Origin of the sequence: Streptomyces sp. NPDC050147 (genome assembly GCF_040660195.1) — a bacterium.
Taxonomy (GTDB): domain Bacteria; phylum Actinomycetota; class Actinomycetes; order Streptomycetales; family Streptomycetaceae; genus Streptomyces.
This window is the reverse complement of the sequence record NZ_JBFALJ010000006.1, coordinates 204,907-229,321: the sequence shown is the minus strand read 5'-3', so window position 1 is coordinate 229,321 and position 24,415 is coordinate 204,907. Positions and strand designations below refer to the sequence as shown.

The window sequence follows — 24,415 nt, the reverse complement described above, 5'->3', positions numbered from 1 at the left end:
AGCCCCACAGCAGCACGTACGGCCCACTGGGCCGGAGAAGGAGAGGGGGAAGCGCCGACATGCCGACCTGCCCGAACGGACACCAGTCGGGTTCCGACGACTGGTGCGAGGTCTGCGGTCACCGCATGGCCGGTGCCGTACCGCCGCCTCCCCCGCCGCCCCCGGGCGCGCCGGGCTACGGCTATCCGCCGCCCGGCCCCGGCCAGGGCTCCGGATACGGATATCCCCAGCAGGCCCCGGGACGACCGCACCTGTCGGCCGTGCCGGACCAGGCCGCCGAGCCCGAGCTCTGCCCGCAGTGCCGCACGCCCCGCGAGGCGAACGCGCCGTTCTGCGAGGAGTGCCGCTGGAACTTCCTGACGAACACGGCGACCTCGTACACCCCGGCCGCCCCGCACCCGCCGACACCGAACCCGGCGCAGCAGTTCCAGCAGCCGCCCGGTGCGCAGCAGCCCCCCGGGCCGCCCGGCACCCAGCCCGGCCAGGACCCGTTCGGCTACCAGGGCTCGCGGCCCTCGCAGATGAACCGGCCGGCCGAGCCGATCCCGCCGTTCGGCAACGGCAACCCGTCCGGTCAGACACCTCCGCAGTACAGCGGCGAGGCGCCTCCGCAGTACGGCGGCGAGGCGCCCCCGCCGCCCTACAGCGGTGACCCGTCGGGCCGGCCCCCGCAGGCGTTCCAGCAGCAGGGTCCGCCGGCTCCCCCCGCGTTCCCGCAGGAGACGGGGACCCCGCCGCCTCCCGGTCCGGGTCCTTCGGGTCCTGGCGGCCCCTCCTTCGGTGGCGGCAGCGACGACTGGGTGCTCCCGCCGCCCTCGTCGTCCACTCCGGGCCCCGGCGCTCCCGAGCAGGGCGAATGGGGTCAGCAGCAGCCTCAGCAGACGCAGGCGCCGCAGGGCCCTCCCGGTTTCCAGGCGGTGCCGGGGCCCAGCACCGGCACGGTCTCCTGGTCGGCGACGATCGGCCCCGACCGCGAGTACTTCATGGCGATGATGCACCGCAGCGGTCCCGAGGCGTCGGGCCTGAACCTGCCCGCGTACTCGCCGGAGCAGCAGCGCCCGCTGGCCGGCAACCAGATCACCATCGGCCGCCGCCGCCACTCCACCGGCGACACCCCCGACATCGACCTGTCGGTGCCGCCGGAGGACCCGGGCGTCTCGCACCAGCACGCGGTCCTGGTCCAGCAGCCGGACGGCAGCTGGGCGGTCGTCGACCAGAACTCGACCAACGGCACCACGGTCAACAACGGCGAGGAGCCCATCCAGCCGTTCGTCCCCGTGCCGCTCCAGGACGGCGACCGGGTGCACGTGGGCGCCTGGACGACGATCACGATCCGGCACAGCTGAGCCTCTGAGTCCCATAGCCACTGAGCCCCTGAACCCCTGAGCCGAGCACCGAGGCGCAGGGACTCAGGGGCTCACGTGAGTGGCCAGACGTACGGCCCTTCGGGGTCGTCCAGCCAGGCCCACTCGTGCGGCCCGCTGACGGTGACCCCGAACCGCTCGCGCACCGGCCGGTCCTCGCGCTGCCACAGGGCGAGGGCCTCATAGGGGTCGAGACTGCCCGCGGTCAGCTCCAGCAGGAAACGGAAGAGCTCGTTCTGCAGGGCCCTGCGCGGCAGCCCCCCGAGGTGCTGCTCGTGCGGGGCCCTTCTGCTGCCGCCCCGCAGCGGCACGAAGTACGCGGGGGTGTGCAGGAAGCGGCCTTCGGCGTGCTCGGCGTCCCGTACCGTCAGCGCGATCAGGCCGGTGGCCAGCGGAGCCAGGATGCGGGCCCCGGGCCGGCACTGCGCCAGCCAGGGCCGCGGCACTGAGGCCAGAGTGCAGGTGGCGATGATCCGGTCGTACGGAGCGCGCTCGGGGCATCCCGCGCTGCCGTCGCCGGTGACGACGGCCGGGTGATATCCGGCGGCCGTCAGATGCCGCCGCGCGGACTCGGTGATCTCCGGGTCCAGATCGACCGTGGTCACGTGCTCCTCGCCGAGCCGGTGGGCGAGCAGGGCCGCGTTGTAGCCGGTGCCCGCTCCGATCTCCAGTACGTCGCAGCAGTCCCCGTCGCGCAGGTCCAGCTCGTCCAGCATCTTCGCCATCAGGGAGGGCTGGCTGCTGGAGGAGAGCAGATCTCCGTCGCGTACGCGGGTGGCGAGCGGGGCGTCCGCGTAGGCGCCTTGCAGCCAGCGTGCCCGGCGTGCGGGGTCGGGGTCCTCGCCCCAGAGGCGTTCGTAGCCGCCGCCCGAGGACGGGACGTAGTAGTACGGCACGAACAGGTGCCGCGGGACGTGCTCGAAGGCCGCGCGCAGGCCGGGGTCCCGCGTCCAGGCACCGCTCGCCTCTATCTCCCGCACCAGGGCGGACGCGGCGTCCGCGGCGAGAAGAGGGTCGACTGTGGGTCCCATATAGCCACTGTGCTGCGGTAAGGCCCGCGATGCGAGCGGCAGGACGTACCGATCCGGAGGAGATCGGTCCCGCTCCGGGGGAGACCGGCCCCGATCCGGGGTCCGTGAGCCTGCGTCCGGGGGGCGACGAGTCCCGATCCCTGGGGGCGACGAGTCCCGATCCGGATGCCATGAGCCCGTTCCGGAAGGCGTCGGTCCTAAGCCTTCCGTCCTCGGTCGGCGCGTCTGAGACCATGGACGGTGTGATAGAGATCCCGCGCGGCACGCTTCAGGAGCAGACCTTCTATGAACAGGTCGGCGGCGAGGAGACCTTCCGGCGCCTGGTGCACTTCTTCTACCAGGGGGTCGCGGAGGACCCGCTGCTGCGACCGATGTACCCGGAGGAGGACCTGGGACCGGCCGAGGAGCGCCTCGCGCTGTTCCTGATGCAGTACTGGGGCGGCCCCCGCACGTACAGCGACAACCGCGGCCACCCCCGGCTGCGGATGCGCCACGCCCCGTTCACCGTCGACAAGGCCGCGCACGACGCCTGGCTGAAGCACATGCGTGCCGCCGTCGAGGAGCTGAAGCTCTCCGAGGAGCACGAGCGGACGCTGTGGAACTACCTGACGTACGCGGCGGCGTCCATGGTCAACTCCGAGGGCTGACGCCTCTCGGCGCTCTCGGTGCTCTCAGCACTCTCGGCGCACTCTTTCGGTGACGTCGGCCGCAGGCTAGGCCGGCGTCACCGAAAGGCCACCGACGCCCGCGCGGCGCACGGCGATCGACCCGTAGTTCGTGCGCAACCGCAGCCACGCCCCGGAGGACAGCAGGTCGAGCGTGTCTCCCCGCAGGAACCCCAGGGCCTGGGCGGCGTGCGCGGCCCGCACGGGCAGGCCCGTGTCTCCGATGGTCCTCGACCAGATCTCCCGGCCCAGCTCGTCGAGCTCGGCCCGGACCCGCCGCTCCTGCGGCAACTCCTCGACCCGGGACTTGAACTCGGCGACCGCGGCCGCGACGAGCCCCCGCACCGCGTCCGCCGGCGGGAGCCCACGCTCGGGCTGCCAGCCGCCGCGCGGCGGAAGAACTCCGGCCCACGGCGGCCCGGTCACGGCCTGCGGCACCGAGACCACGCCCGCCGACTCGACGGACTCGGCCGACTCCCCCACGGCTTCGAGGAGTTCACCGGCGGAGACGGTGACATCGAGGGAGGAGTCGAGCCCGTGCTCGTACGGCTTCGCGAGCCGCGCCGTACGGATGGCGAGCACTTCGAACGACGGCGGCCTGCCGAACACGGCGAGCGTGTCGCCCGCCGCCTGCAGGCGGACCGCGGCGGCCTTGTCGTAGTGGATGAGCCGGGCCAGGAAGGCGGCGAGATCGCCCGCCTCCCCGGCGTCGGTCAGGTGCAGCTGCGCCGTCATGCGACGAGCGCCTCCGAACTTCCGGCGTCATCGTCGTCGTCCATGTACGTCAGGAGAACGGCCTTCTCCTCGGCGGTGATCCGCCGCGGGCGCTGCGCCTCCAGGTTGAACGGGACGACGATCGTCGAGGCCCGCACGTACACCTGGTCGGGGTCCTTGACCTCGTAGGAGATGGTGAGCGAGGCCGCGCCGATCTTCGTCACCCACGACTCGATGGTCACCGGCGAGTGCCGGTGGACCAACGGCCGTACGTAGTCGATCTCATGGCGGGCCACGACGGACCCGCCCGAGAACGACGGACTGCCGTCCCCCGGTGCGAGCCGGAACATGAAGTCGATCCGCGCCTCTTCCAAGTACCGCAGGAAGACGGCGTTGTTGACGTGCCCGAAGGCATCCATGTCCGACCACCGGAGGGGGCAGCTGTAGATATGCCGACTCATGTCAGCCTCAGCCTCGGGTGAGCTTCTTGTAGGTGGCACGGTGCGGGCGGGCCGCGTCGGCGCCGAGACGCTCGATCTTGTTCTTCTCGTACGACTCGAAGTTGCCCTCGAACCAGTACCACTTGGAGTCACCCTCGTAGGCGAGGATGTGCGTGGCGACTCGGTCGAGGAACCAACGGTCGTGGGAGATCACGACAGCGGCGCCCGGGAACTCCAGGAGCGCGTTCTCCAGGGAGGACAGGGTCTCGACGTCGAGGTCGTTCGTCGGCTCGTCGAGGAGGAGCAGGTTGCCGCCCTCCTTGAGGGTCAGCGCCAGGTTGAGGCGGTTGCGCTCACCACCGGAGAGCACCCCGGCCGGCTTCTGCTGGTCCGGCCCCTTGAACCCGAACGCGCTCACGTACGCGCGCGAGGGCATCTCGACCTGACCGACGTTGATGTAGTCGAGCTCGTCGGAGACGACGGCCCACAGCGTCTTCTTCGGGTCGATGTTGGCGCGGCCCTGGTCGACGTAACTGACCTTGACCGTGTCGCCGACCTTGATGGAGCCGGAGTCCGGCTCCTCGAGGCCCTGGATCATCTTGAACAGCGTGGTCTTGCCCGCGCCGTTCGGGCCGATGATGCCGACGATGCCGTTGCGCGGCAGCGAGAAGCTGAGGTCGTCGACGAGCACCTTGTCGCCGAAGGCCTTCGACAGATTCTCGACCTCGACGACGATCGAACCCAGCCGCGGGCCCGGCGGAATCTGGATCTCCTCGAAGTCCAGCTTCCGCATCTTGTCCGCCTCGGCGGCCATCTCCTCGTAGCGCGCCAGACGCGCCTTGGACTTGGCCTGACGCCCCTTGGCGTTGGACCGCACCCACTCGAGCTCTTCCTTGAGCCGCTTGGCGCGCTTCTCGTCCTTGCGGCCCTCGACCTTGAGACGGGTCTGCTTCTTCTCCAGGTACGTGGAGTAGTTGCCCTCGTACGGGTGGGCGCGACCGCGGTCGAGCTCAAGGATCCACTCGGCGACGTTGTCCAGGAAGTACCGGTCGTGAGTGACCGCGACAACGGCGCCGGCGTACTTGGAGAGGTGCTGCTCCAGCCAGTTCACCGACTCGGCGTCGAGGTGGTTGGTGGGCTCGTCGAGGAGCAGCAGGTCGGGCGCCTCGATGAGCAGCTTGCAGAGCGCGACGCGGCGCTTCTCACCACCGGAGAGGGTGGTGACGGGCCAGTCGCCGGGCGGGCAGCCGAGCGCGTCCATGGCCTGCTCGAGCTGGGCGTCGAGGTCCCAGGCGTTGGCGTGGTCCAGGTCCTCCTGGAGCTTGCCCATCTCTTCCATGAGCGCGTCGGAGTAGTCGGTGGCCATGAGCTCGGCGACCTCGTTGAAGCGCCTGAGCTTGCCCATGATCTCGGCGGCGCCGTCCTGGACGTTCTCCAGGACCGTCTTCGACTCGTCGAGCTCCGGCTCCTGCATGAGGATGCCGACGCTGTAACCGGGCGAGAGGAACGCGTCACCGTTGGACGGCTGCTCAAGACCGGCCATGATTTTCAGCACCGTGGACTTACCGGCGCCGTTGGGGCCCACGACACCGATCTTCGCGCCAGGGAGGAAGCTCAAGGTGACGTCATCGAGAATCACCTTGTCGCCGTGCGCCTTGCGCGTCTTGCGCATGGTGTAGATGTACTCAGCCAAGAGAAACCGTCCGGCAATCAGTGAGTGGGCAGATACACCCCATCTTGCCTGACAGCCACCTCCCGGAGGAAACCAGTATGGGCAGGGGGCCATGACCTGGACGTTCGATGGTCGGTTGGGTGGTTGGGGCGTTACGGGGTGTCACCCCCGGGTGTCGCTTGTCGCTCAGGGGATGCAGGCGTCCGGTAGCCGGGTGCCACCGGACGCTCGCCCTTCGGTGCGTTTCTCGGGCGCCCCGTCCTGCTGTCCGCTCCCCTGGCTCCTGCTCAGTCCTCCGTCGGCGTCTCCGTGCCTGTCGGGTCCTTCTTCTTGCGGAGGAGGAACATGGCCGCCGCGCCCAGTACGACCATCAGGACCGCTATTCCGGCGATCATCGGTGTCGCGCTGGAGCCGCCCGTCTCCGCGAGGTCGCCGCCGCCCGTGCTGGTGCCGCCTGCCGACGCGGGGCTCGGGTCGGAGACCGGCTCCGTCTTGGTGCCGATCGCGCTGGCCTCGGTCTGGCAGTCGAGCACGCCCTTGAACCGCTTCTCGTAGCCGTTCGGACCCTTGATCGTGAAGTCGTAGGCCTGGTCCTCCTGCAGCGGGATCGTCACCGTCCGCGACGTACCGGCCTCGATGGTGTGCTTGAGCCCCATGAGCCGGAAGGTGAACGGCCGGTCGCCCTTGTTGCTCGCCGTGATGTCCACGCCGCCCTTGGCGCAGTTCTTCTCCGCGGACAGCGCCGGTATCGCGCCCTCCTTGGCCCAGGTGGCGCTCGCCGTCGCGGAGACCGTGGACTCGCTGGAGCCCGCGAGAATCTGCGTCTGGCTCCGGGTCTCGGAGGCGAAGGCCCGGCCGACCGGAATCGTGGTCGACGCCTGCACGGCGAGCGCCGCCGAGCCGTCCGGGGCGTCATCGGGGATGTCGAAGAAGAGCCGGCTGCCGTTGGCCGCGGAGGTGACGGGCTTGCCGTCCTTGCCGACGACCTTCACTCCGCTCGCCGCCGAGTCCGCGGGCGGGGTCACGGACACGCTGTCCGCGTCCGTCCGCACGGTGACCGGACCGACCCGCTCCCCCGCGCGTCCGGAGACCGCGGGCGGGTCGAGGGTCAGCGAGGCCTTGGGCTCTGCCGTGCCACGGGCGCTCTTGTAGAGGTAGTCCGCGAGCTTCTCGGCCTGCGGGTCGACCGCGTCCACCTCGGCGCCGTCCGAGTAACGCCAGATCGCCACCTGCGTGCCGGCGGCCGCCTCCTGCTCGGTGAGCGCCCGCGCGCCCGCCTTGTGGGCCAGCGCGGCGAGGTCGTTCACCTGCGGGTAGGAGTTCTGCAGGATCCAGCGGATCCTGCCCGCGTCCTTGTTGCTGTTCAGCGAAGTGCCGCTCCAGGAGGTCTCCTGGTACTTCGCGTCCTTCTGCGTGGGGTTCTGGATGTCGACGCAGTACGTCTGCAGGGTGCCGCCGCCGTCCACGGACATCTCGAAGAGCCCGGCGGGCACCTGCTGGCTCGTCCCGTTGTCTCGGATGACGGCCTGGTCGTACGTCTGGAGCCCGCCCAGCGTCGCGACGGCTCCGCCCTGGTGCTGCGGAACCTCTTCCGCGGCGGCGGGACCCGCGGTGGCTATCGCGCCCGCCGCCAGGACCCCGGTCGCCAGCGTCACCGCCGCAAGGCGCACGGCGCCCCGTCTCCCCCCGGACGGGGCAGGGCAGGCACGTCCACCGGAGAACGACGAAGACGCCGAGAACGCCGAGAACGCGGAAACCACAGATCGTGCAAAGAACACAGAATTCCCCTCCGGGCGGGACCCGTTCACATCGAGGGGGGTGGTCCCGCCAGCAGATTGAAGGGGCAGAATCACCTGCCACCTGCGTGGCATCCACTACCAACTGCCCCGTGAGCTACTTTCGGCATCCTAGGGACGCGGCACAGCACGGTCCCCCGTCCTACCGTTCGATAACCGATCCGACTCGGAATCGTTATCGCCAACAACCTTTCAGAACTGGGCTTATCGACAAATCAATGGCACCCATTCGCCGATATGCCGCACATCGGTCGCCGCCCCTGACGAGTCATCACCCCACCGGCTCGGGCATCGGCTCAGGATCGGGATCGAGCACCCGCTCACGCGCCGCCACCGGATCCGTCAGTGCCGCATTGCCCTTGAGCACGCGCCGGAACGCCGCCGTCCCGCGCGAGAGGTCGTGGCCGATGGCGATCGCGTCGATGTCCGCCGACGTCCAGTGCTGACCGCCCCGTTCCTCGTCGCGCACCTTCAACTTGCCCTGCACGATGACGGGTTCGCCGATCGTCAGCGAGCCCTGCACGTTCGAGCCGAGCGATCGCCTCGCCCACACCGTGAAGAAGTTGGTGTGTCCGTCCGCCCATACGTTCTGCACCGCGTCGTAGTGCCGCGCCGTCACCGCGAGCCGGAACCGCGCCACCGGCCCGGAGGGCAGCTCCCGGAACACCGGCGTCGTCGCGACGTTCCCCACCACCGTCACCAAGGTCTCGTTCATGTCGAACCCCTCCCTCGTCCACTCCGCTTCCGTCGCCGCGACGGTCGGTCCCGCGGCTTCGATCTCAGAGTGGACCGGTCGGGGCGATCTCGCTGAGCCCTGTGGTCTACCGGGCCGTTGTGGAAAACTCCGTCACCCGGAAGGGGTTCAGCCGACCGTCGCCCCCGTCACCCGCACGTACTGCTCCCGGACCTCCAGGTACCGCAGCAGCTCCGCCGCCACCGGATCCAGGACCCTCGCGCGCCCGCACCCGGCGGCCGCCTCCCGCAACCGCCTTTCCGCGTCCAGGCCGTAGCGTCGCGCCGGCCCCCGTGCCGCCATCCTGCTCCCCCACTCCACGCAGGGACCGCCCACGATGCCCGCCAGCATCAGCAGCACCGGCACGCCCAGATTCGGCACCGCGACCCCGATGATCTGGGCCACCAGCCATAGCCCGCCGATGACCTGGAGCAACGTCATCGCCGCCTGGGCGAAGACCGCGGCCGGCCACCACCCGGGCCGCGGCGGCTTTCCCTCCGGCACCCCGACCGACGCCGTCAGTTGGTCGAGCGCCTCGGGCAGCCCCTCCGCGCCGCGCACCGCGGCCTCCCGCACCGCCTGCCCCCAGGGCTGCGGCAACCCGGCAGCAGCCTCGTCGGCCACCGTGCGCACCGCGTGCTCGACGCGCTGCCGAGCCGTGGCCTCCTCGTCCGCCGGCGCCTGCGCCACGGGCCAGCCGACGCCCCGCGGCGAGCGCTGGGCCTCGTACCAACGCCACAGCCGCAGCCATGGCGTACCGCACGCCTTGCCCGCGTTGCGCTGCCAGGCCCGTTCCGCGGCCTGCCCCGCCGCCGCCGCGCCCACCGCGTCCGCGAGCCGGTCGGTGAACTCCTCCCGCGCTTCTTCGCTGAGCCCGATCCACGACCTGCCCCGGCCTCCATGCCACCCCGCCCCGGCCGCGTACACCGGCCACAGCTGGTCGGCGGTGGCGTCCAGGTCGGCTGCGATCCGCCGGGCGGCGGCGCCTCGCTCCTTGGTGAACTGGCCGACGGACTCCCGCAGTTCATCGACTCCCTCGCCGGTCAGGGCGGACAGCGCGAGCACGGTGGCGCCGGGTTCGCCGTGCTCGCCGAGGGCGATGCCGTCCTCGTCGAGCAGCCGTCGCAGATCGTCGAGCACCTGGTCGGCGGCGTCGCCCGGAAGCCGGTCCACCTGGTTGAGCACGACGAACATGACCTCGGCGTGCCCCGCCATGGGTCGCAGATAGCGCTCGTGGAGCATCGCGTCGGCGTACTTCTCGGGGTCGACGACCCAGATGACCGCGTCGACGAGCGCGAGGATCCGGTCCACGTGGGCGCGGTGCTCCCCGACCGCCGAGTCGTGGTCGGGCAGGTCGATCAGGACGAGCCCCTCCAGGGTGTCCAGGTCAGGGCCCTGGAGCGGACGTCTGCGCAGCCGCCCAGGGATGCCGAGCCGGTCCAGGAGCCCCGCTGCGCCGTCGGTCCAGCTGCACCCGATGGGGGCGGCCGTGGTGGGCCTGCGGACGCCCGTGTCCGAGATCGTCACTCCGGCCAGGGCGTTGAAGAGCGTCGACTTGCCGCTCCCCGTGGCGCCGGCGATGGCGACGACGGTGTGCCGGCCGGAGAGCCTGCGCCGGGCCGCGGCCTCGTCGAGGACCCTGCCCGCCTCGGCGAGCGTGGCGCTGTCCAGCCGGGTGCGGGAGAGCCCGATGAGTTCCCGCAGGGCGTCGAGCCGGGCGCGCAGCGGCCCTTCGTAGGCGGTCGAAATGCCGGACGAGGTACCGGATGGCGTACGCGAACGAGCACCGGATGGCGTAGCGGACGGCGCACTGGACGGCGCTGGGGGCAAGGTCTCCGCGGGGGCGTACGCGTCGGCGCCGCCTCCTGTCCCCTGAGCGGCGCCACCTCCTGCCCCCTGGGCGGAGCCGCTGCGCGTGGTACCGCCGCGCCGCGCGATCAGCCCGTCGTCCCAGACGGCTTCGGAGTCACCACGACCCTCCCCGGCAGCGCCTTCGGGGCTCGTCGGCTCCTCGGGGGGCTCGTCGCGCTCACGGTCGCGCTCGGTGTGATCAGTGACGGCAGTCACCGCGGTCACCTCTCCTTCTGCAGTACGGACAGCGCGGCGATCAGGTCGGCCTGGGGTTCGGGGTTCACGTCGAGGCGGTCGAGAGGGGCGAGGCGTCGCTCGCGCTCCGCGTCCAGGACGTTGTCCAGGTAGGTGGTGAGCAGACGTCCGCCCCGGTCGCGCAGCCGGAGCGCTCCCTGGGCGCCGATGCGCTCGGCGAGCGTCTCGCCCGCCGAACGTCCGCGGCCGCCGCCGAGCAGGGCCGTGGCGAGCAGGGCGGCCACCATCTCGGGGTCGGGCACGAGGTTCTTCTCGACCCGGTCGAGCCCGCGGACCTCGTCCTCCGCGTACTCCTCCAGGATGCGTCGCCAGCGCCGTACGGCCATCCCGATGCGGTGCTCGGCGCTCTCCGCCTCCCGGATCCGGTCGTCGAGCCCGGGGGCGGTGGCGGCCGGCTCGCGCCGCCACGCCTCGTCGATGCGCTCGTCGGCGGCGGTCACCGCGCACAGCAGCAGCGCCTCCAGGCTCTCGGCGACGGAGTCCAGGAGCTCGACGGCGCCGCAGTCCAGCGGATAGCTGCGCCACCGCTTCAGCGCGTCGCCCGCCAGGACGGCGCCCGACTGCAGACGCTCCCGCACGCGCGCGTGCTCGTGTCCGTACGCCTCTTCGACGGCCGAGGTGAGCCGCAGAGCGGCCGCGTACTGGAGGGCGACGGCGCCCGCGAGCTCCGGGACCCGCACGTTGAGGGACTGGATGACGCCGTGTGCCGTGCGCGCGATGGCCTGCGCGCGGGCCGTGGGCTCCTGGGAGCGATGGGTGAGCCAGGCCCGGAGCGGCGCGACGGCGGTGGCGGGCAGCAGCCCGCCACCGCCCGTGGACTCGGGCAGCTCGGGCACGGTGAAGCGCGGCACGTCGCCCAGGCCCGCCTTGAGGAGCAGCGCCCCGTACTGCCGCGACACCTCGGCCACCAGTTGATGCGGCACCCGGTCGAGGACGGTGACGAGGGTCGCGTCGTACTCCTTGGCGGTACGCAGCAGATGCCAGGGCACGGCGTCCGCGTACCGGGACGCGGTGGTCACCATGACCCAGACGTCGGCCGCGGAGATCAGCTCGGCGGCGAGGATGCGGTTGTCGGAGATGAGCGAGTCGACGTCGGGGGCGTCCAGGAGCGCGAGTCCCTGGGGCAGGGTGTCGGCGGTCTCGATGCGCAGCGCGCGCTCGCCGTCGGGCGCGGGCGGCAGCAGGTCGTCGCCGCCGTCGTCGTCCTCGTCCCGCGCGGCCGAGGGTTCCGGGCGCGGCACCCATACGCGCGTGAGATCGGGCAGTACGCGCATACCGGCGAACCAGTGATGATCCCCCGGATGGCACACAAGGACCGGTGTCCGGGTCGTCGGCCGCAGCACCCCGGCCTCGCTGACCTGCCGTCCGACGAGGGAATTCACCAGGGTCGACTTGCCGGCACCGGTGGAACCCCCGATCACGGCGAGGAGCGGAGCTTCGGGGGCCCGCAGGCGGGGCACCAGATAGTCGTCGAGCTGCGCAAGGAGCTCGTCGCGGTTGGCACGCGCGCGTGGCGCCCCCGCCAAGGGGAGCGGAAAGCGTGCGGCGGCGACACGCTCGCGCAGGGCGGAGAGTGCGTCGAGCAGTTGAGGCCGTACGTCCAAGGTCACCACATGCGAAGAATGCCCAATTTTGGCGGCTTTCTGAAGCATATGGGCACCCCTGCGCGCCGATCGGACACATGGGATGGAAGGGGCGACTGGGGCGCAGGCATAACGAGTGCACAACACCCGGGGCGCGAGACGGCAAAAGCGGTGCGAGATTCGCACCTGCCTGCGATTATCAGGACCGCTTCACTGAACCTCCACATGCAGCCCCGGAGGCGAAGCACCAGGGACAAGGACCCGGGAGCCCTATCCTTGTCCCCGGCAAGGTCACGGCTCGTCCCCACCCGGGCTCCAGGCCTCCGGCCACCATCCGGCCCCCGTAGCTCAGTGGATAGAGCAGGCGCCTTCTAAGCGCTTGGCCGCAGGTTCGAGTCCTGCCGGGGGCGCAAACCACCTTTGACCAGCGGAAACGCTGGTCAATTTCTGTTTCGGGGCGGCTCCCCGTACAGCGCCTCGATCTCGGCTGCGTACGCCGTCGTCACCGCATGCCGTTTGATCTTCAGGGACGGGGTGAGCAGGCCGTTGTCCTCGGTGAACTCGCCCTCGACGAGGGTGAACCTGCGGATCGACTCGGCCCGTGAGACCGCCGTGTTGGCGTAGTCCACGGCCTTCTGGATCTCCGCGATCATCTGCGGGTCCCGGCAGAGTTCGGTGAGCGGGGTGTCCTCCGGGCGCTTGCGCACGGCGAGCCAGTGCTCCACGGCCTCCGGGTCCAGCGTGACGAGCGCCGCCACGTACGAACGGTTGTCCCCGACGACGATGCACTGCCCGACCAGGGCCCTGCCGCGCAGCCGGTCCTCCAGGATCGCCGGGGAGACGTTCTTGCCCCCGGACGTGACGATGATGTCCTTCTTGCGGCCGGTGATCGTGAGATAGCCGTCGTCGTCGAGCGCCCCGAGATCACCCGTCGCGAACCACTCGTCCCGCAGCACGGCATCCGTCGCGGCCGGGTTGTTCCAGTACGAGCCGAAGACGATGCCGCCCTTGATGAGCACCTCGCCGTCGTCCGCGATGCGCACGGCGGTGCCGGGCACCGGCAGACCCACCGTGCCGGGGCGGGGCTTCAGCGGCGGCGTGATGGTCGCGGCGGCCGTGGTCTCCGTCAGGCCGTACCCCTCGTAGATGATGATCCCGGCGGCGTAGAAGAAGAGGTTGAGGCGCCGGTCGAGGGGTGAGCCGCCGCTGATCGCATAGCGCAGCCTGCCGCCGACCTCCTTGCGGATGCGGCGGTAGACCAGCAGCTCGTACAGCGCCCAGCCGAGGTGGAGGCCGACAGAGGGGCCGGGGTTGCTCTTGTCGAGGAACTTGTTCAGGTACGCCTCCCCGAACCGGACCGCGATCCCCTCGGCCCGGTCGAAGGACGCGCCGCGCCCGATCTTCTCCGCGGTCGCGCGTCCCGTGTCGTGGATCTTCTCAAAGAGGTACGGGACACCGACGACGAACGTGGGCCGGAACTCCCGTAGTTCGGGACGCAGTTCGTCCGGCTTGATGCTCGGGCAGTGGCCGAGTTCGATGCGGGCGAGCATGCAGGCGATCTGGATGGTGCGGCCCAGGATGTGGGCGAGCGGCAGGAAGAGGAGCGTGGAGGCGACCTGGCCGGTGATCTCCTTGAAGACGGGATGCAGCAGGTCCACCGTGTTCGCGGCCTCGGCATGCAGGTTGCCGTGGGTCAGGACGCAGCCCTTGGGCTTTCCGGTCGTGCCCGACGTGTAGCAGATGGTGGCGATGGAGTCCGGGGTGAGGGCGGACCTCCGCTTGGTCACCTCCTCGTCCGACAGCGCCGCTCCCATGGCGGTGAGTTCGGCCATGGCGCCGTCGTCGACACAGAGGACGCGCGGCGGCTCGGTCAGGCCTGTGACCGCCGCCTCGACCGTCGCTACGTTCTCCGCCGTCTCCGCGATCAGCAGCGTCGCGCCGGAGTCCCGCACGATCCACTCGATCTGCTGCGCCGCCGATGTGGCGTACACGGGCACGGTCTGCCCGCCCGCCGCCCAGATCGCGAAGTCCAGTACGGCCCACTCGTACCGCGTACGGGACATCAGCGCGACCCGGCCGCCCGGCTGGAGCCCGGCCGCGATCAACCCCTTGGCCGCGGCGGTGACTTCGCGCGCGAAGGCCGCCGCGGTGACCGGACGCCACTGGCCGCCCTGCTTGCGGCGCAGGACGACCGCACCGGGCGCCTCGGCGGCGTTGGTGTAGGGGATATCGGCGGTGCTGCCCGCGGTGGCCTTCGCCGCGAGGGGGGCGGTGCGCGCCTCGCGCACGACGCCGTGCTCGTCCCGGACGATCTCCACCTTGGCGCGCTCCGCCAGCTCGCTGTGACGTTGCGCCCGTTTCAGGTCCTTGCGTACGCCCATGACGGCTCCCGGGTCCCGGCTACCAGCTGACGTGCGGAGTCATGCGGTGGTGCTGCGCAGGTGCTGCGGTGCGTACTTACTGGGTGGTCAACTTACTCACGCGTAGGGAAAGTTCAATGGGTTGGGCGGCGGAAAAACCGGCGAGCGGTCCGCACCACGGTGACAAGAGCGCTCACCTCGTGGGGTCGGCGCGCGGCACCCACACCTCCCCCTCGAGCACCCGCCCCATCCCCACCCACACCATGTTCATCAGCCGCAGGGTGACCCCCTCCGGCGACTGGCCCGGATGGGCGCCCATCCAGTCGGTGAGCGAGTCCGCCGCGCCGACCAGCGCGTGGGCCACGAAGTCGGCGTCCTCGTCGCCGAGCCGGGAGTCGCCGGGGCTCTCCGCGATGCCGTCCCAGACCAGGCCCGCGACCTGCGCCATCACCGCACGGCGCGCGTCGGCGACGGCGGACGCGATCGCCTCGCTCAGCTCCGAGGCCTGGCGGTGCAGCACGACCCAGCTGTCACGGTGCTCGGTGACGAAGGCGAAGAACGCCGAAAGGCCCGCGTACAGGCGCAGTTCGGGCGCACTGCCTCCGGCCCGCGCCGCGCTCTGGAAGGCGGCGACCAGGCGGTCGGCCTCGCGCCGCAGGCAGGCGAGGAAGAGTCCCTCCTTGGAGTCGAGATAGAGATAGACCATCGGCTTGGAGATGCCGGCCAGTTCGGCGATCTCGTCCACGGACGCGGCGTGATAGCCGCGCTTGGCGAAGACCGTCACCGCCACATCGATGATCTGCTGCTCGCGCTCCTGGCGCGGAACACGCCGACGCCGTCCCTCAGTTCTCCCGTTGACCGTCACCCTTGCAGCCTCCCAGACTCGGAGCTACCTTACCCTTTAGTAAGTTTACTGTTGAGTAAGGAGATTGTCATGGCGGACGGCATCGGCGGCCCCGAGGACGTGGCCGGCCTCGACTTCGCGAGCGTCACCCCGGACGAGTTCGCGAAGATCGTGAAAGGTCTCTCCGGCAAGGAGATCACCGCGATCGCCCAGGACGCCGAGGTGCGTGCCCGCGTTCTCCAGGAGGTGTTCGGGCGGATGGGCCGGCAGTTCAAGCCGGAGGCCGCGGGCGCCGTCGAGGCGCTGATCCGCTGGAAGATCACGGGGGTCGACGAGGCGGTCTACGAGACGGAGATCTCCGAGGGCAGCTGCACCGTCCGTGAGGGCCGCTCGAACGCCGAGCCGCGCGTCACGCTCGTGATGGCCGACGCCGAGTTCCTCAAGCTGGTCTCCGGCAACGCGAGCCCCGTGACGATGTTCATGATGCGCAAGCTCAAGATCGTGGGCGACGTGGCGTTCGCCGCCGGTCTGACCCGCTACTTCGACATCCCGAAGGCTTGATTCCGCAAGCCCCGCAAGCCTCGCAAGTCCCGCAAGTCCCGCACGCCATACAAGTCCTGCAAGTCCCAGAAGCTGAACCGACTTCCGGAAGGAACTCACCATGGCCTTCTCGCTCGAACTGACCGAGGAACAGCGGGACCTGCGCGGCTGGGTGCACGGCTTCGCCGCCGACGTGGTGCGGCCGGCGGCCGCCGAGTGGGACGAGCGCGAGGAGACGCCCTGGCCCGTCATCCAGGAAGCCGCGAAGATCGGTCTGTACGGGTTCGAGTCCCTGGCCGACCTGTTCGGTGACCCCACCGGTCTCTCACTGCAGATCGCCAACGAAGAGCTGTTCTGGGGTGACGCGGGCATCGGGATGGCCCTGTTCGGCACGTCGCTCGCGGTGGCGGGGATCTTCTCCGCGGGCACGCCCGACCAGCTCGCCGAGTGGGTGCCGCAGTGCTTCGGGGACGAGGACGATCCCAAGGTCGCGGCGTTCTGCGTCTCCGAGCCCGACGCGGGCTCGGACGTGTCGGCGATGCGGACGCGCGCGACGTACGACGAGGCGCGCGAGGAGTGGTCGCTGTCGGGCCAGAAGGCGTGGATCACGAACGGCGGCATCGCGAACGTCCATGTCGTCGTCGCCTCCGTCGATCCCGCCCTCGGCTCGCGAGGGCAGGCGGCCTTCATCGTGCCGCCCGGCACACGCGGCCTCGAAGGCGCCAAGAAGATCAAGAAGTTGGGGTTGCGGGCCTCGCACACCGCGGATGTCTTCCTGGACGACGTACGTGTGCCCGGGCACTGCCTGCTCGGCGGCAAGGAGCGCCTCGACGCCCGGCTCGCGCGGGCGCGTGAGGCGGCGAGGGCGGGCTCCGGGGGCGGTACGAAGGCGGGCTCCGGTGGCCGCGCGCAGGCCGCCATGGCGACCTTCGAGGTGAGCCGCCCGACCGTGGGGGCGCAGGCCCTCGGCATCGCGCGGGCGGCGTACGAGTACGCGCTCGACTACGCGGGCTCCCGAGTCGCCTTCGGCCGCCCCATCATCGAGAACCAGTCCATCGCCTTCGCGCTCGCCGACCTGCGGACCGAGATCGAGGCCGTCCGGCTGCTGATCTGGCAGGCGTCGTGGATGGCGCGCAACGACAAGGCGTTCGACGCGGGGCAGGGGTCGATGTCCAAGCTGCGCGCCGGGGAGCTTGCCGTGGCGGCCACGGAGAAGGCGGTGCAGGTGCTGGGGGGCGCGGGCTACAGCAGGGAGCATCCGGTGGAGCGGATGTACCGGGACGCGAAGATCTACACGATCTTCGAGGGGACGAGCGAGATCCAGCGCCTGGTGATCGCCCGGGCGATCTCCGGGCGGCAGATCCGTTAGGCGTCCGGCGCGAACGGCTCGACCGGACCACCGCCCCGAACGTCCCGATCGATCCGACCTGCTCGACCGGCCCGACCGGCGCGAACGGCCCGAACGGGCCCGACTGGCCCCACCGCCCTGACCGGCCCGACCGCCCCGACTGACCCGAACGGCTCGACCGCCCCGCCCGGCTCGACTGGCCCACCGCCCCGAACGACCCGAGCGGCTCCACCGCCCCGAGCGGCTCCACCGCCCCGACCTGCCCGACCGCCCCGCCTGACCCGAACGGCTCGACCGCCCCGCCCGGTCCGCCTGGCCCGACTGACCCGACCGGCCCCACCGCCCCGACCGCCCCGACCGCCCCGACCGGCCATTGACGCAAACCCCGCCTAAAGCCCCCATTTACCGGCGCCGATGAAAAGATCATGACGTCGACGCAACTCTCCCTCCGCGAGCCCGACGCCGTCCTCGGGCTGATCAACAGCCGACGCGACACCGGGCGCAGGCTCCGGCGCGGCGTCCTGTGTCTGCTGCCGGCCTGTGCCATCGCGTTCGCCGGGTTCCAGCGGCGCTGGATGTCCGACGACGGGCACATCTACGTCCGTACGGTCCGGCAGATCCTGGCCGGCAACGGCCCCGTCTTCAATGCGGGCGAACGCGCCGAGTCCTCCACCGGCACCCTCTGGCAGTGGCTGCTCGTGCTCGCGGGACTGCCGGGGGCCGACATCGCGAGGGCCGCGATGTACGGCGGGCTGTTGCTGACCGCGGCCGGGTTCGCGCTCGCCTCGCTCGGGGCGCTGCGGCTGTACGCAGACAACGCAGTCGGCGCAGCCAGCGGAGACAACGCAGCCAAGGCGGTGCTCCCCCTCGGCTGCCTCGTCCTGCTCGCTCTGCCGCCCGTCTGGGACTTCGCCACCTCCGGCCTGGAGACCGGGCTCGCGACCTGCTGGATCGCGGGCGCCTGGTTGCTCCTCGTGACCCGGTCGGGGTCGCTCGCCACGTGCGTGGTCCTCGGCCTCGGGCCCCTCGTACGGCCCGACCTGGCGCTCGTGTCCGCCGTCTTCCTCGTCGCGCAGTGGGTGATGGCGCGGCCCTCGCGGCGGGCCACGTTCGGCGGCCTCGGTGCCGCCCTCGCGCTGCCGGGCGCGTACGAGATCTTCCGGATCGGGTACTACGGGCAGTTGATGCCGCTGCCCGGCGTGACCAAGGAGGCCTCGCGGAGCCTGTGGGGGCGCGGCTTCGACTACCTCACGGACTTCACCGGGCCCTATCTCCTCTGGATGCCCGCGCTGTTCCTGCTCGCCGCGCTGCTGCCCACGAAGGCGATCCGGCGGGACGCCGTCCCCGTCGCCCCCTACTTCGCCCCCTACCTCGTTCCCGCGCTCGCGCCCGTCGTCGCGGGACTCCTCTGCTGGGCCTACGTCATCAAGGTGGGCGGCGACTTCATGCACGGCCGGATGTTCCTGCCGGGTCTGCTGCTCATGCTCCTGCCGGTCTTCCTGGTGCCGGTCACGCGCGCGTGGACCATCGCCACGGTGGGCGTCGGGCTGTGGGCCGTGGCCTGCGCGAGCCTGCTGCGGGTTCCGTACGAGGGGCGGATCGGGCCCGGCGGGGTGGCGGACGAGCGCGGTGTGTACGTCCGGCAGAACGCGGCGGCCCACCCCCTCCACCACGACTTCGCGGGTTACCCGGGCACCGTCGCGTACGCACGTCTCGTACGCGAGGCCGATCGTGCGAACACACCCAGCCTGCTCCTCGCCAGGACCCCCGCCACCGCCGATTCCCCGACCGTCACCGGCGTCTACAGCACGCTCGGCTTCAACGGCACCGTGGTGCCCCTGGACGGCGCCGCTCTCGACCCGATCGGGCTCGCCTATCCGCTGGCCGCGCACTCCGAGCGCATCGACGGCAGGGTGGGCCACGACAAGCGGCTCCCGGACACCTGGATCTTCGCCGACCGTGGCCGGGGCCCCCTGCCCGACGGCCTCGACCCCGCGGGGGTGGCCGCCGCCCGGCGCGCGCTCGACTGCGGTCCGCTGGCCGAGCTGCGGGCGGCGACGCGGGACCCGATGACGCCCGGCAGGTTCCTGCGCAATGTCACCGGCGTCTGGGAGCGCACCTCGTTCCGCTTCCCCAACGACCCGGTGCGGGCCGAGCGGCAGCTCTGCGGCGGGTAAGAGCCTTCTGAGGGATCTGGAGCCGGACCGGGGAGAGCGTTCGGCGGCTGGATCGCGCCGGTCCTGTGCGGCCCGTCGAACGTCAGATTCCGCTGTGCACCGGGGTCTTGAATGTTGGGCGATCGCGTCCGATGCTGACGTTTCTTGTTGCCTTACGTTCGGAGTTGCAGCATGGGCGCACATCTGCCGAGCCGCCGTTCCTTCCTCGCCACCGGCACCGCCCTCGTGGGCTGGGCCGCCTTCTCGGCGCAGAAACAGGCCTTCGCGGCGGAGGCGAAGACGGCGGGCACCCCCGAGTGGAACGCCGACCCGCGTGTCTTCCAGGTCAACAGGGAAGCGGCCCGGGCGAGACTCGTCCCCTACGCCTCCATAGCCGACGCCCTGCGCGGTGAGCTCACCAAGTCGCCGTACTACCGCTCGCTGAACGGACGTTGGCGCTTCCATTGGGCGAAGAATCCCGAGCTGCGCCCCACCGGCTTCGAGGCCGACGACTACGACGTCAGCGGCTGGGACCACATCCCCGTGCCCTCCAACTGGGAGATAGAGGGCTATCCGGAGCCGATCTACCTCAACATCAAGTATCCGTGGGAGGGCTACGAGAAGCCCGACTTCCCGGACGTACCCAAGGACTTCAACCCCGTCGGCTCCTACCGCCGGACCTTCACCGTCCCGGACGACTGGTCCGGGCGGCGCACCCTGATCTCCTTCCAAGGCGTGAAGTCGGCCTTCTTCGTCTGGGTCAATGGCAAGAAGGTCGGCTACAGCGAGGACAGTTACACCCCGGCCGAGTTCGACATCAGCCCCTACTTGCGGCCCGGCACCAACTCCCTGTCGGTGGAGGTCTACCGCTGGTCCGACGGCAGCTGGCTCGAGGACCAGGACATGATCGACCTGTCCGGGATCTTCCGGGACGTGTACCTCTACGCGATCCCCCTCGTGCATGTGCACGACGTCTTCGTACGGACAGATCTGGACTCGGCGTTCCGCGACGCGACGCTGTCCGTCACCACCGTCGTACGCGACCGGACCGGCAAGGCGCGCGCGGGCGAGCATCGCGTCACGGCCCGGCTGCACGATGCCGATGGCCGCCCCGTGCCGGGCACGAAACTGACCGGTGAGCCCGTCTTCGACGAGCCGCTCACCCTCAAGGCCGACGTCAAGGCCCCCGCCCTGTGGTCCGCCGAGGACCCGAACCTCTACACGCTCGTCGTCACGCTCACCGACGCCAAGGGCCGTACGACCGACATCCAGCGGACCCGGATCGGCTTCCGCCAGGTCGACTTCGGCCCCGGCAAGTGGACGGTCAACGGCAAACACGTCATGCTCCACGGCACCAACCGGCACGAGTCGACCCCCGAGCACGGGCAGGCCGTACCGGAGTCCGTGATGGTCGAGGACGTCCTGCTGATGAAGCGGCACAACATCAACGCCGTCCGGACCTCGCACTACCCCAACCACCCCCGCTGGCTCGAACTGTGCGACGAGTACGGCCTGTACGCCATCGACGAGACCAACCTGGAGACGCACGGGGTGCGCGACCGGCTCCCCGCCTCGCTGCCCGAGTGGACCGACGCCTGTGTGGACCGGATCCGCTCGATGGTCGAGCGCGACAAGAACCACGCCTGCGTGGTGGCCTGGTCACTGGGGAACGAGGCCGGTCAGGGTGACAACTTCAAGGTGATGGCGGACTGGGTGCGCGCCCGTGACGACTCCCGGCCCGTGCACTACGAGGGCATGAACTCCGTCGCCGACGTGCACAGCGAGATGTACACGAAGCCCGCCGGCGTCGAGAAGTACGGCGCGTCCGGCAACCCCAAGCCGTACATGCTCTGCGAGTACACACACGCCATGGGCAACAGCAACGGCAACCTCCCCGAGTACTGGGAGATCTTCGAGAAGTACCCCAATCTGCACGGCGGTTTCGTCTGGGACTGGGTGGACCAGAACATCCGCCGCCCCATTCCCGGCGACCGCAGGCACAGCTACCTCTCGTACGGCGGCGACTGGCACGACGGCTACCCGACGGACGGCAACTTCAGCTGCAACGGCCTGGTGGCATCGACCCGTGCGCCCCACCCCGGCCTCATGGAGATCAAGAAGGTCTACCAGCCGCTGGCCGTCACGGCCGACGACCTCGAGGCGGGGACCGTCGAGGTTCGCAACAAGCACCTCTTCAGCGGCCTGGACGCGTACGAGCTGCGCTGGAGCGTGACGCGCGACGGCGAGCGGATCCAGCACGGCACGCTCCGCGCACCCGATGTGGCCCCCGGTACCGCCAAGGCCGTACGCATCCCGTACAAGAAGCCGGGCAGCCTCGAACCCGGCGCCGAGTACTGGCTCGACGTCACCTTCGCCCTGCGCCACAAGAACCGCTGGGCCCCGGCCGGCCACACCGTCGCCGCCGAGCAACTCCCCCTGGACTGGCGAGCCCCGGCCGCCGACGAACCGGCCCCCGGCTCGCTGCCCTCCCTGGAGCTCACCGAGAGCGACACCGAGGTGAGGATCACGGGGCGGCGCGTCGAGGTCGTCCTGTCCAAGGCGTCCGGCACGCTCTCCTCGTACAAGGTCAAGGGGAAGCTGCTCCTGGCGGGCGGCCCCGTGCCCAACTTCTGGCGCGGTCCCACCGACAACGACATCGGCCGCAAATACCACGAGCAGGCGGCCACTTGGCGTGACGCGGGCGCCAAGGCGAAGGTCACCGAGGTCAAGGCCGCGCAGCCGTCGCCCGGCGAGGTCACCGTCGAGGTGACCGCCACGCTGCCGACCTCGCCGTCACCGTCCTCCTGGCACACGGTGTTCACGGTGCGCGGCGACGGCGAGGTGCGGGTCAGGCACACCCTGAAGGCGGCGAAGGGGCTGCCCGATCTGCCCGTGGTGGGCACCCTGCTGACCGTGCCCGCCGGGTTCGAGCGGATCGACTGGTACGGGCGAGGGCCGCACGAGAACTACCAGGACCGCAAGTCGGCCGCGTTCGTGGGCCGCTACCGCTCCACGGTCGACGATCAGGTCGCTCCGTACGTCCGCCCGCAGCAGACGGGCAACATGACGGACGTACGGCGCTTCTCGCTCACCGACCGCTCGGGCGACGGCCTGACCGTGCTCGCCGACCCGGCCGGTGGCGAGCCGCTGCTCGAAACCAGCGCGCTGCACCACTTCCCCGCCGATCTGGACGGGCCGAGACACCCGCACGAGGTGAAGCGGCGCGACGAGACGATCCTCGGGGTCAACCACCGGCAGATGGGCGTCGGCGGAAACGACTCCTGGGGCGCGCCTCCGCTGGAGGCGTACCTGCTGCACTCCGGGCGGACCTACACGTACGCCTACCGGCTGCGGGCGCTCAACCGGGCTTGATCTCCCCTTCGCCACTGTCTCCGCCGCTGCCTTCGCCGCTGCCTCCTGTGAGGCGGTCCGCCTGGCGGACGGCAGTGGCGAGGTCACGCAGGGCGGTGTCTTCGCCGTCCCCCAACTCCGCGGCGCGCCGCGCCAGTTCGGGCAGCTTGGGCGCGCCGGGGAGAGGCTGCCAGGTGGAGTGGTCGCTGGTGGACATCGGCTCGGGGGCGGTGGTCGCCGTCGTGCCGGTGTCGGGCCGCACGGCAGGGTCGCCGGGCTCGGTCCGCGCGGAGGACCCGTGCCGCAGCGCGTCCGCGAAGTACGCGGCCACCGCCGCGGTCCGCAGCCCACGGTCCGCGTTCCACAGGCCACCCTCCAAGTCACCCGACTCGATCTGGTTCGACTCCTCGTGCGGGACACGGTTGTCGGGGTCGAGCCAGCGGACGTGGGCGGTCGCCACATGGCCGCTCGCGCCTGGCCTCATCCGGACGGCATACAGCGCGGTCACGGTATGCCCAGGACCGACCTCTCCCCCGTCCACGCCGTCGTCACGGAAGTCGTCGTCGGCGACCGCGCGGTTGTCGTAGCCGATGAGCCGGAACTGCTTGACGGTCTGCGGGTCGAAGGCGACCTGCGCCTTCGCGTCGCGGGCCCGCAGCTCGATGTTGGCCGGGAGCTGCTCGCAGAAGACCTTCTGGGCCTCCTCGCTGTCCGACACGTAGGTGGTGTGGCCGTCGCCCTTGTCGGCGAGGCGTTCCATCAAGGCGTCCCCGTAGTCGCTGCCGACGCCCACCCCGAAGAGGGTGATGCCGTGTTCGCGGCGGGCGTCGGAGATGCGCTCCAGGATGCCGTCGGCGCTGGTCTCACCGGTATTGGCGAGGGCGTCGGAGAGGAGCACGACGCGGTTGGTCGCGCCGTCGCGCCGGCCGCCCACCGCGGTGTCGTACCCGGTGCGGACGCCCGCCTCCAGGTTGGTGGACTGGGTGGGCTCCATGGCGCTGATGGCCGAATGCACCTTGCCACGGTGGTCACCGAGGCGCGTCATGGGCAGCACGGTCTCGGCGCTGTCGCTGAAGGTGACGAGCGCGACGGAGTCGTCGTCGCGCAGCTCGTCGGTCATGATCGCGAGCGATTCCTTGACCAGGTCGAGACGGCCGGGCTCCGCCATCGAACCGGAGACGTCGATCACGAAGGTGAGGGCGGCGGGCGGGCGTTCGCCGTCCGATGTGTCGCCGCGGGTGGCGAGACCCACCCGCAGCAGGGACCAGTCGTCATCGTCGGTCCGGGCACCGTCCACGTTCACCGAGAAACCGTCGCCCTCGGGGCGCGGGTAGTCCTGGCGGAAGCTGTTGACGAACTCTTCGGGGCGTACGGTCGCCGGGTCCGGGAGGCGGCCTTCGGCCAGGGTCCGGCGGGCGAAGCCGTAGGAGGCGGTGTCCACGTCCAGGGCGAAGGTGGAGAGGTAGTCGGGCGGTGGGGCGAAGTCGCGCTCCTTGCCGTCCTGTTCCTCACCGGGGGTCGCCGCGTCGCCGGTGCCGGGCGATGCGGGGCCCGGCGCGGGCAGCGGCGTGGTGCCGCTCCGGTCCCGCTTGCCGCTGTCGGTGGTCCGGCTCGTGTCGTGGTCGCCGGAAGTGCATCCGGTGAGCAGCAGCCCGCTCGCCACGGCCGCGGCGAGCACCCCGCGCCGTATTCTCCAGGTCCGCATCCTGGCC

At 70.9% G+C, this 24,415-nt stretch carries 17 protein-coding genes and 1 tRNA gene; 7 read left to right on the top strand and 11 right to left on the bottom strand.

What is annotated here, in order from left to right; genetic code table 11:
* Nucleotides 1–59: 59 nt before the first annotated feature.
* Nucleotides 60–1,346, top strand: coding sequence for an FHA domain-containing protein (locus AB0I94_RS12795; protein WP_363309522.1), 1,287 nt, complete (start codon nt 60–62; stop codon nt 1,344–1,346).
* Nucleotides 1,347–1,417: 71 nt separating this feature from the next.
* Here AB0I94_RS12795 and AB0I94_RS12790 read toward each other — a convergent pair whose 3' ends face one another.
* On the bottom strand, nt 1,418–2,395 hold the full coding sequence (locus AB0I94_RS12790; protein ID WP_363309521.1) for a methyltransferase domain-containing protein: 978 nt from the start codon (nt 2,393–2,395) through the stop codon (nt 1,418–1,420).
* A gap of 233 nt (nt 2,396–2,628) precedes the next feature.
* Between AB0I94_RS12790 and AB0I94_RS12785 the strand changes: the two genes are divergently transcribed.
* A complete protein-coding gene (locus AB0I94_RS12785) occupies nt 2,629–3,042 on the top strand; it encodes a globin (RefSeq protein WP_363309520.1) in 414 nt (137 codons plus the stop codon).
* 66 nt (nt 3,043–3,108) lie between these two features.
* Here AB0I94_RS12785 and AB0I94_RS12780 read toward each other — a convergent pair whose 3' ends face one another.
* From AB0I94_RS12780 to AB0I94_RS12750, 7 genes are all read right to left on the bottom strand, one after another.
* Entirely contained in the window at nt 3,109–3,795 is a 687-nt protein-coding gene (locus AB0I94_RS12780; RefSeq protein ID WP_363309519.1) for a hypothetical protein, read from the bottom strand.
* Nucleotides 3,792–4,235 carry a thioesterase family protein gene (locus AB0I94_RS12775; protein WP_363309518.1) on the bottom strand — a complete coding sequence of 148 codons (444 nt, stop codon included), beginning with the start codon at nt 4,233–4,235 and terminating at the stop codon, nt 3,792–3,794. Before AB0I94_RS12775 ends, AB0I94_RS12780 begins: the two co-directional genes overlap by 4 nt.
* Nucleotides 4,236–4,242: 7 nt before the next feature.
* The gene (gene ettA, locus AB0I94_RS12770; RefSeq protein WP_363309517.1) at nt 4,243–5,907 is read right to left on the bottom strand and encodes an energy-dependent translational throttle protein EttA; all 1,665 of its coding nucleotides are present in this window, start codon (nt 5,905–5,907) and stop codon (nt 4,243–4,245) included.
* A 266-nt stretch (nt 5,908–6,173) separates the two neighbouring features.
* Nucleotides 6,174–7,556: a Cys-Gln thioester bond-forming surface protein gene (locus AB0I94_RS12765; protein WP_363309516.1), complete on the bottom strand. Its 1,383-nt coding sequence runs from the start codon at nt 7,554–7,556 to the stop codon at nt 6,174–6,176.
* Nucleotides 7,557–7,953: 397 nt separating this feature from the next.
* A complete protein-coding gene (locus tag AB0I94_RS12760) occupies nt 7,954–8,397 on the bottom strand; it encodes a single-stranded DNA-binding protein (protein WP_363309515.1) in 444 nt (147 codons plus the stop codon).
* A gap of 147 nt (nt 8,398–8,544) precedes the next feature.
* On the bottom strand, nt 8,545–10,482 hold the full coding sequence (locus AB0I94_RS12755; protein WP_363309514.1) for a GTPase: 1,938 nt from the start codon (nt 10,480–10,482) through the stop codon (nt 8,545–8,547).
* 5 nt (nt 10,483–10,487) lie between these two features.
* Nucleotides 10,488–12,134, bottom strand: a complete 1,647-nt coding sequence (locus AB0I94_RS12750; protein WP_363309513.1) for a dynamin family protein — start codon at nt 12,132–12,134, stop codon at nt 10,488–10,490.
* 307 nt (nt 12,135–12,441) lie between these two features.
* Here AB0I94_RS12750 and AB0I94_RS12745 point away from each other — a divergent pair.
* A tRNA-Arg gene (locus AB0I94_RS12745) sits at nt 12,442–12,514 on the top strand.
* Nucleotides 12,515–12,544: 30 nt separating this feature from the next.
* On the opposite strand, the gene AB0I94_RS12740 is transcribed toward AB0I94_RS12745, so the two are convergent.
* Both AB0I94_RS12740 and AB0I94_RS12735 read right to left on the bottom strand, forming a co-directional pair.
* Nucleotides 12,545–14,485, bottom strand: coding sequence for a long-chain fatty acid--CoA ligase (locus AB0I94_RS12740; protein WP_363309512.1), 1,941 nt, complete (start codon nt 14,483–14,485; stop codon nt 12,545–12,547).
* A 172-nt stretch (nt 14,486–14,657) separates the two neighbouring features.
* Complete coding sequence (locus AB0I94_RS12735; RefSeq protein ID WP_363309511.1) at nt 14,658–15,329, bottom strand: TetR/AcrR family transcriptional regulator; 672 nt, start codon at nt 15,327–15,329, stop codon at nt 14,658–14,660.
* Between the two features lie 69 nt (nt 15,330–15,398).
* Between AB0I94_RS12735 and AB0I94_RS12730 the strand changes: the two genes are divergently transcribed.
* The 4 genes from AB0I94_RS12730 to AB0I94_RS12715 all read left to right on the top strand — a co-directional run bounded on the left by AB0I94_RS12730 (nt 15,399) and on the right by AB0I94_RS12715 (nt 22,724).
* Nucleotides 15,399–15,869, top strand: coding sequence for an SCP2 sterol-binding domain-containing protein (locus AB0I94_RS12730; protein ID WP_363309510.1), 471 nt, complete (start codon nt 15,399–15,401; stop codon nt 15,867–15,869).
* Between the two features lie 100 nt (nt 15,870–15,969).
* A complete protein-coding gene (locus AB0I94_RS12725) occupies nt 15,970–17,217 on the top strand; it encodes an acyl-CoA dehydrogenase family protein (RefSeq protein WP_363309509.1) in 1,248 nt (415 codons plus the stop codon).
* A 404-nt stretch (nt 17,218–17,621) separates the two neighbouring features.
* On the top strand, nt 17,622–19,373 hold the full coding sequence (locus AB0I94_RS12720; RefSeq protein ID WP_363309508.1) for a hypothetical protein: 1,752 nt from the start codon (nt 17,622–17,624) through the stop codon (nt 19,371–19,373).
* A 171-nt stretch (nt 19,374–19,544) separates the two neighbouring features.
* Nucleotides 19,545–22,724 (top strand): glycoside hydrolase family 2 TIM barrel-domain containing protein, encoded by a 3,180-nt coding sequence (locus AB0I94_RS12715; RefSeq protein ID WP_363309507.1) that lies wholly within the window; start codon nt 19,545–19,547, stop codon nt 22,722–22,724.
* Here AB0I94_RS12715 and AB0I94_RS12710 read toward each other — a convergent pair.
* The gene (locus AB0I94_RS12710) at nt 22,711–24,408 is read right to left on the bottom strand and encodes a von Willebrand factor type A domain-containing protein (RefSeq protein WP_363309506.1); all 1,698 of its coding nucleotides are present in this window, start codon (nt 24,406–24,408) and stop codon (nt 22,711–22,713) included. The genes AB0I94_RS12715 and AB0I94_RS12710 overlap by 14 nt on opposite strands.
* Nucleotides 24,409–24,415 lie beyond the last annotated feature (7 nt).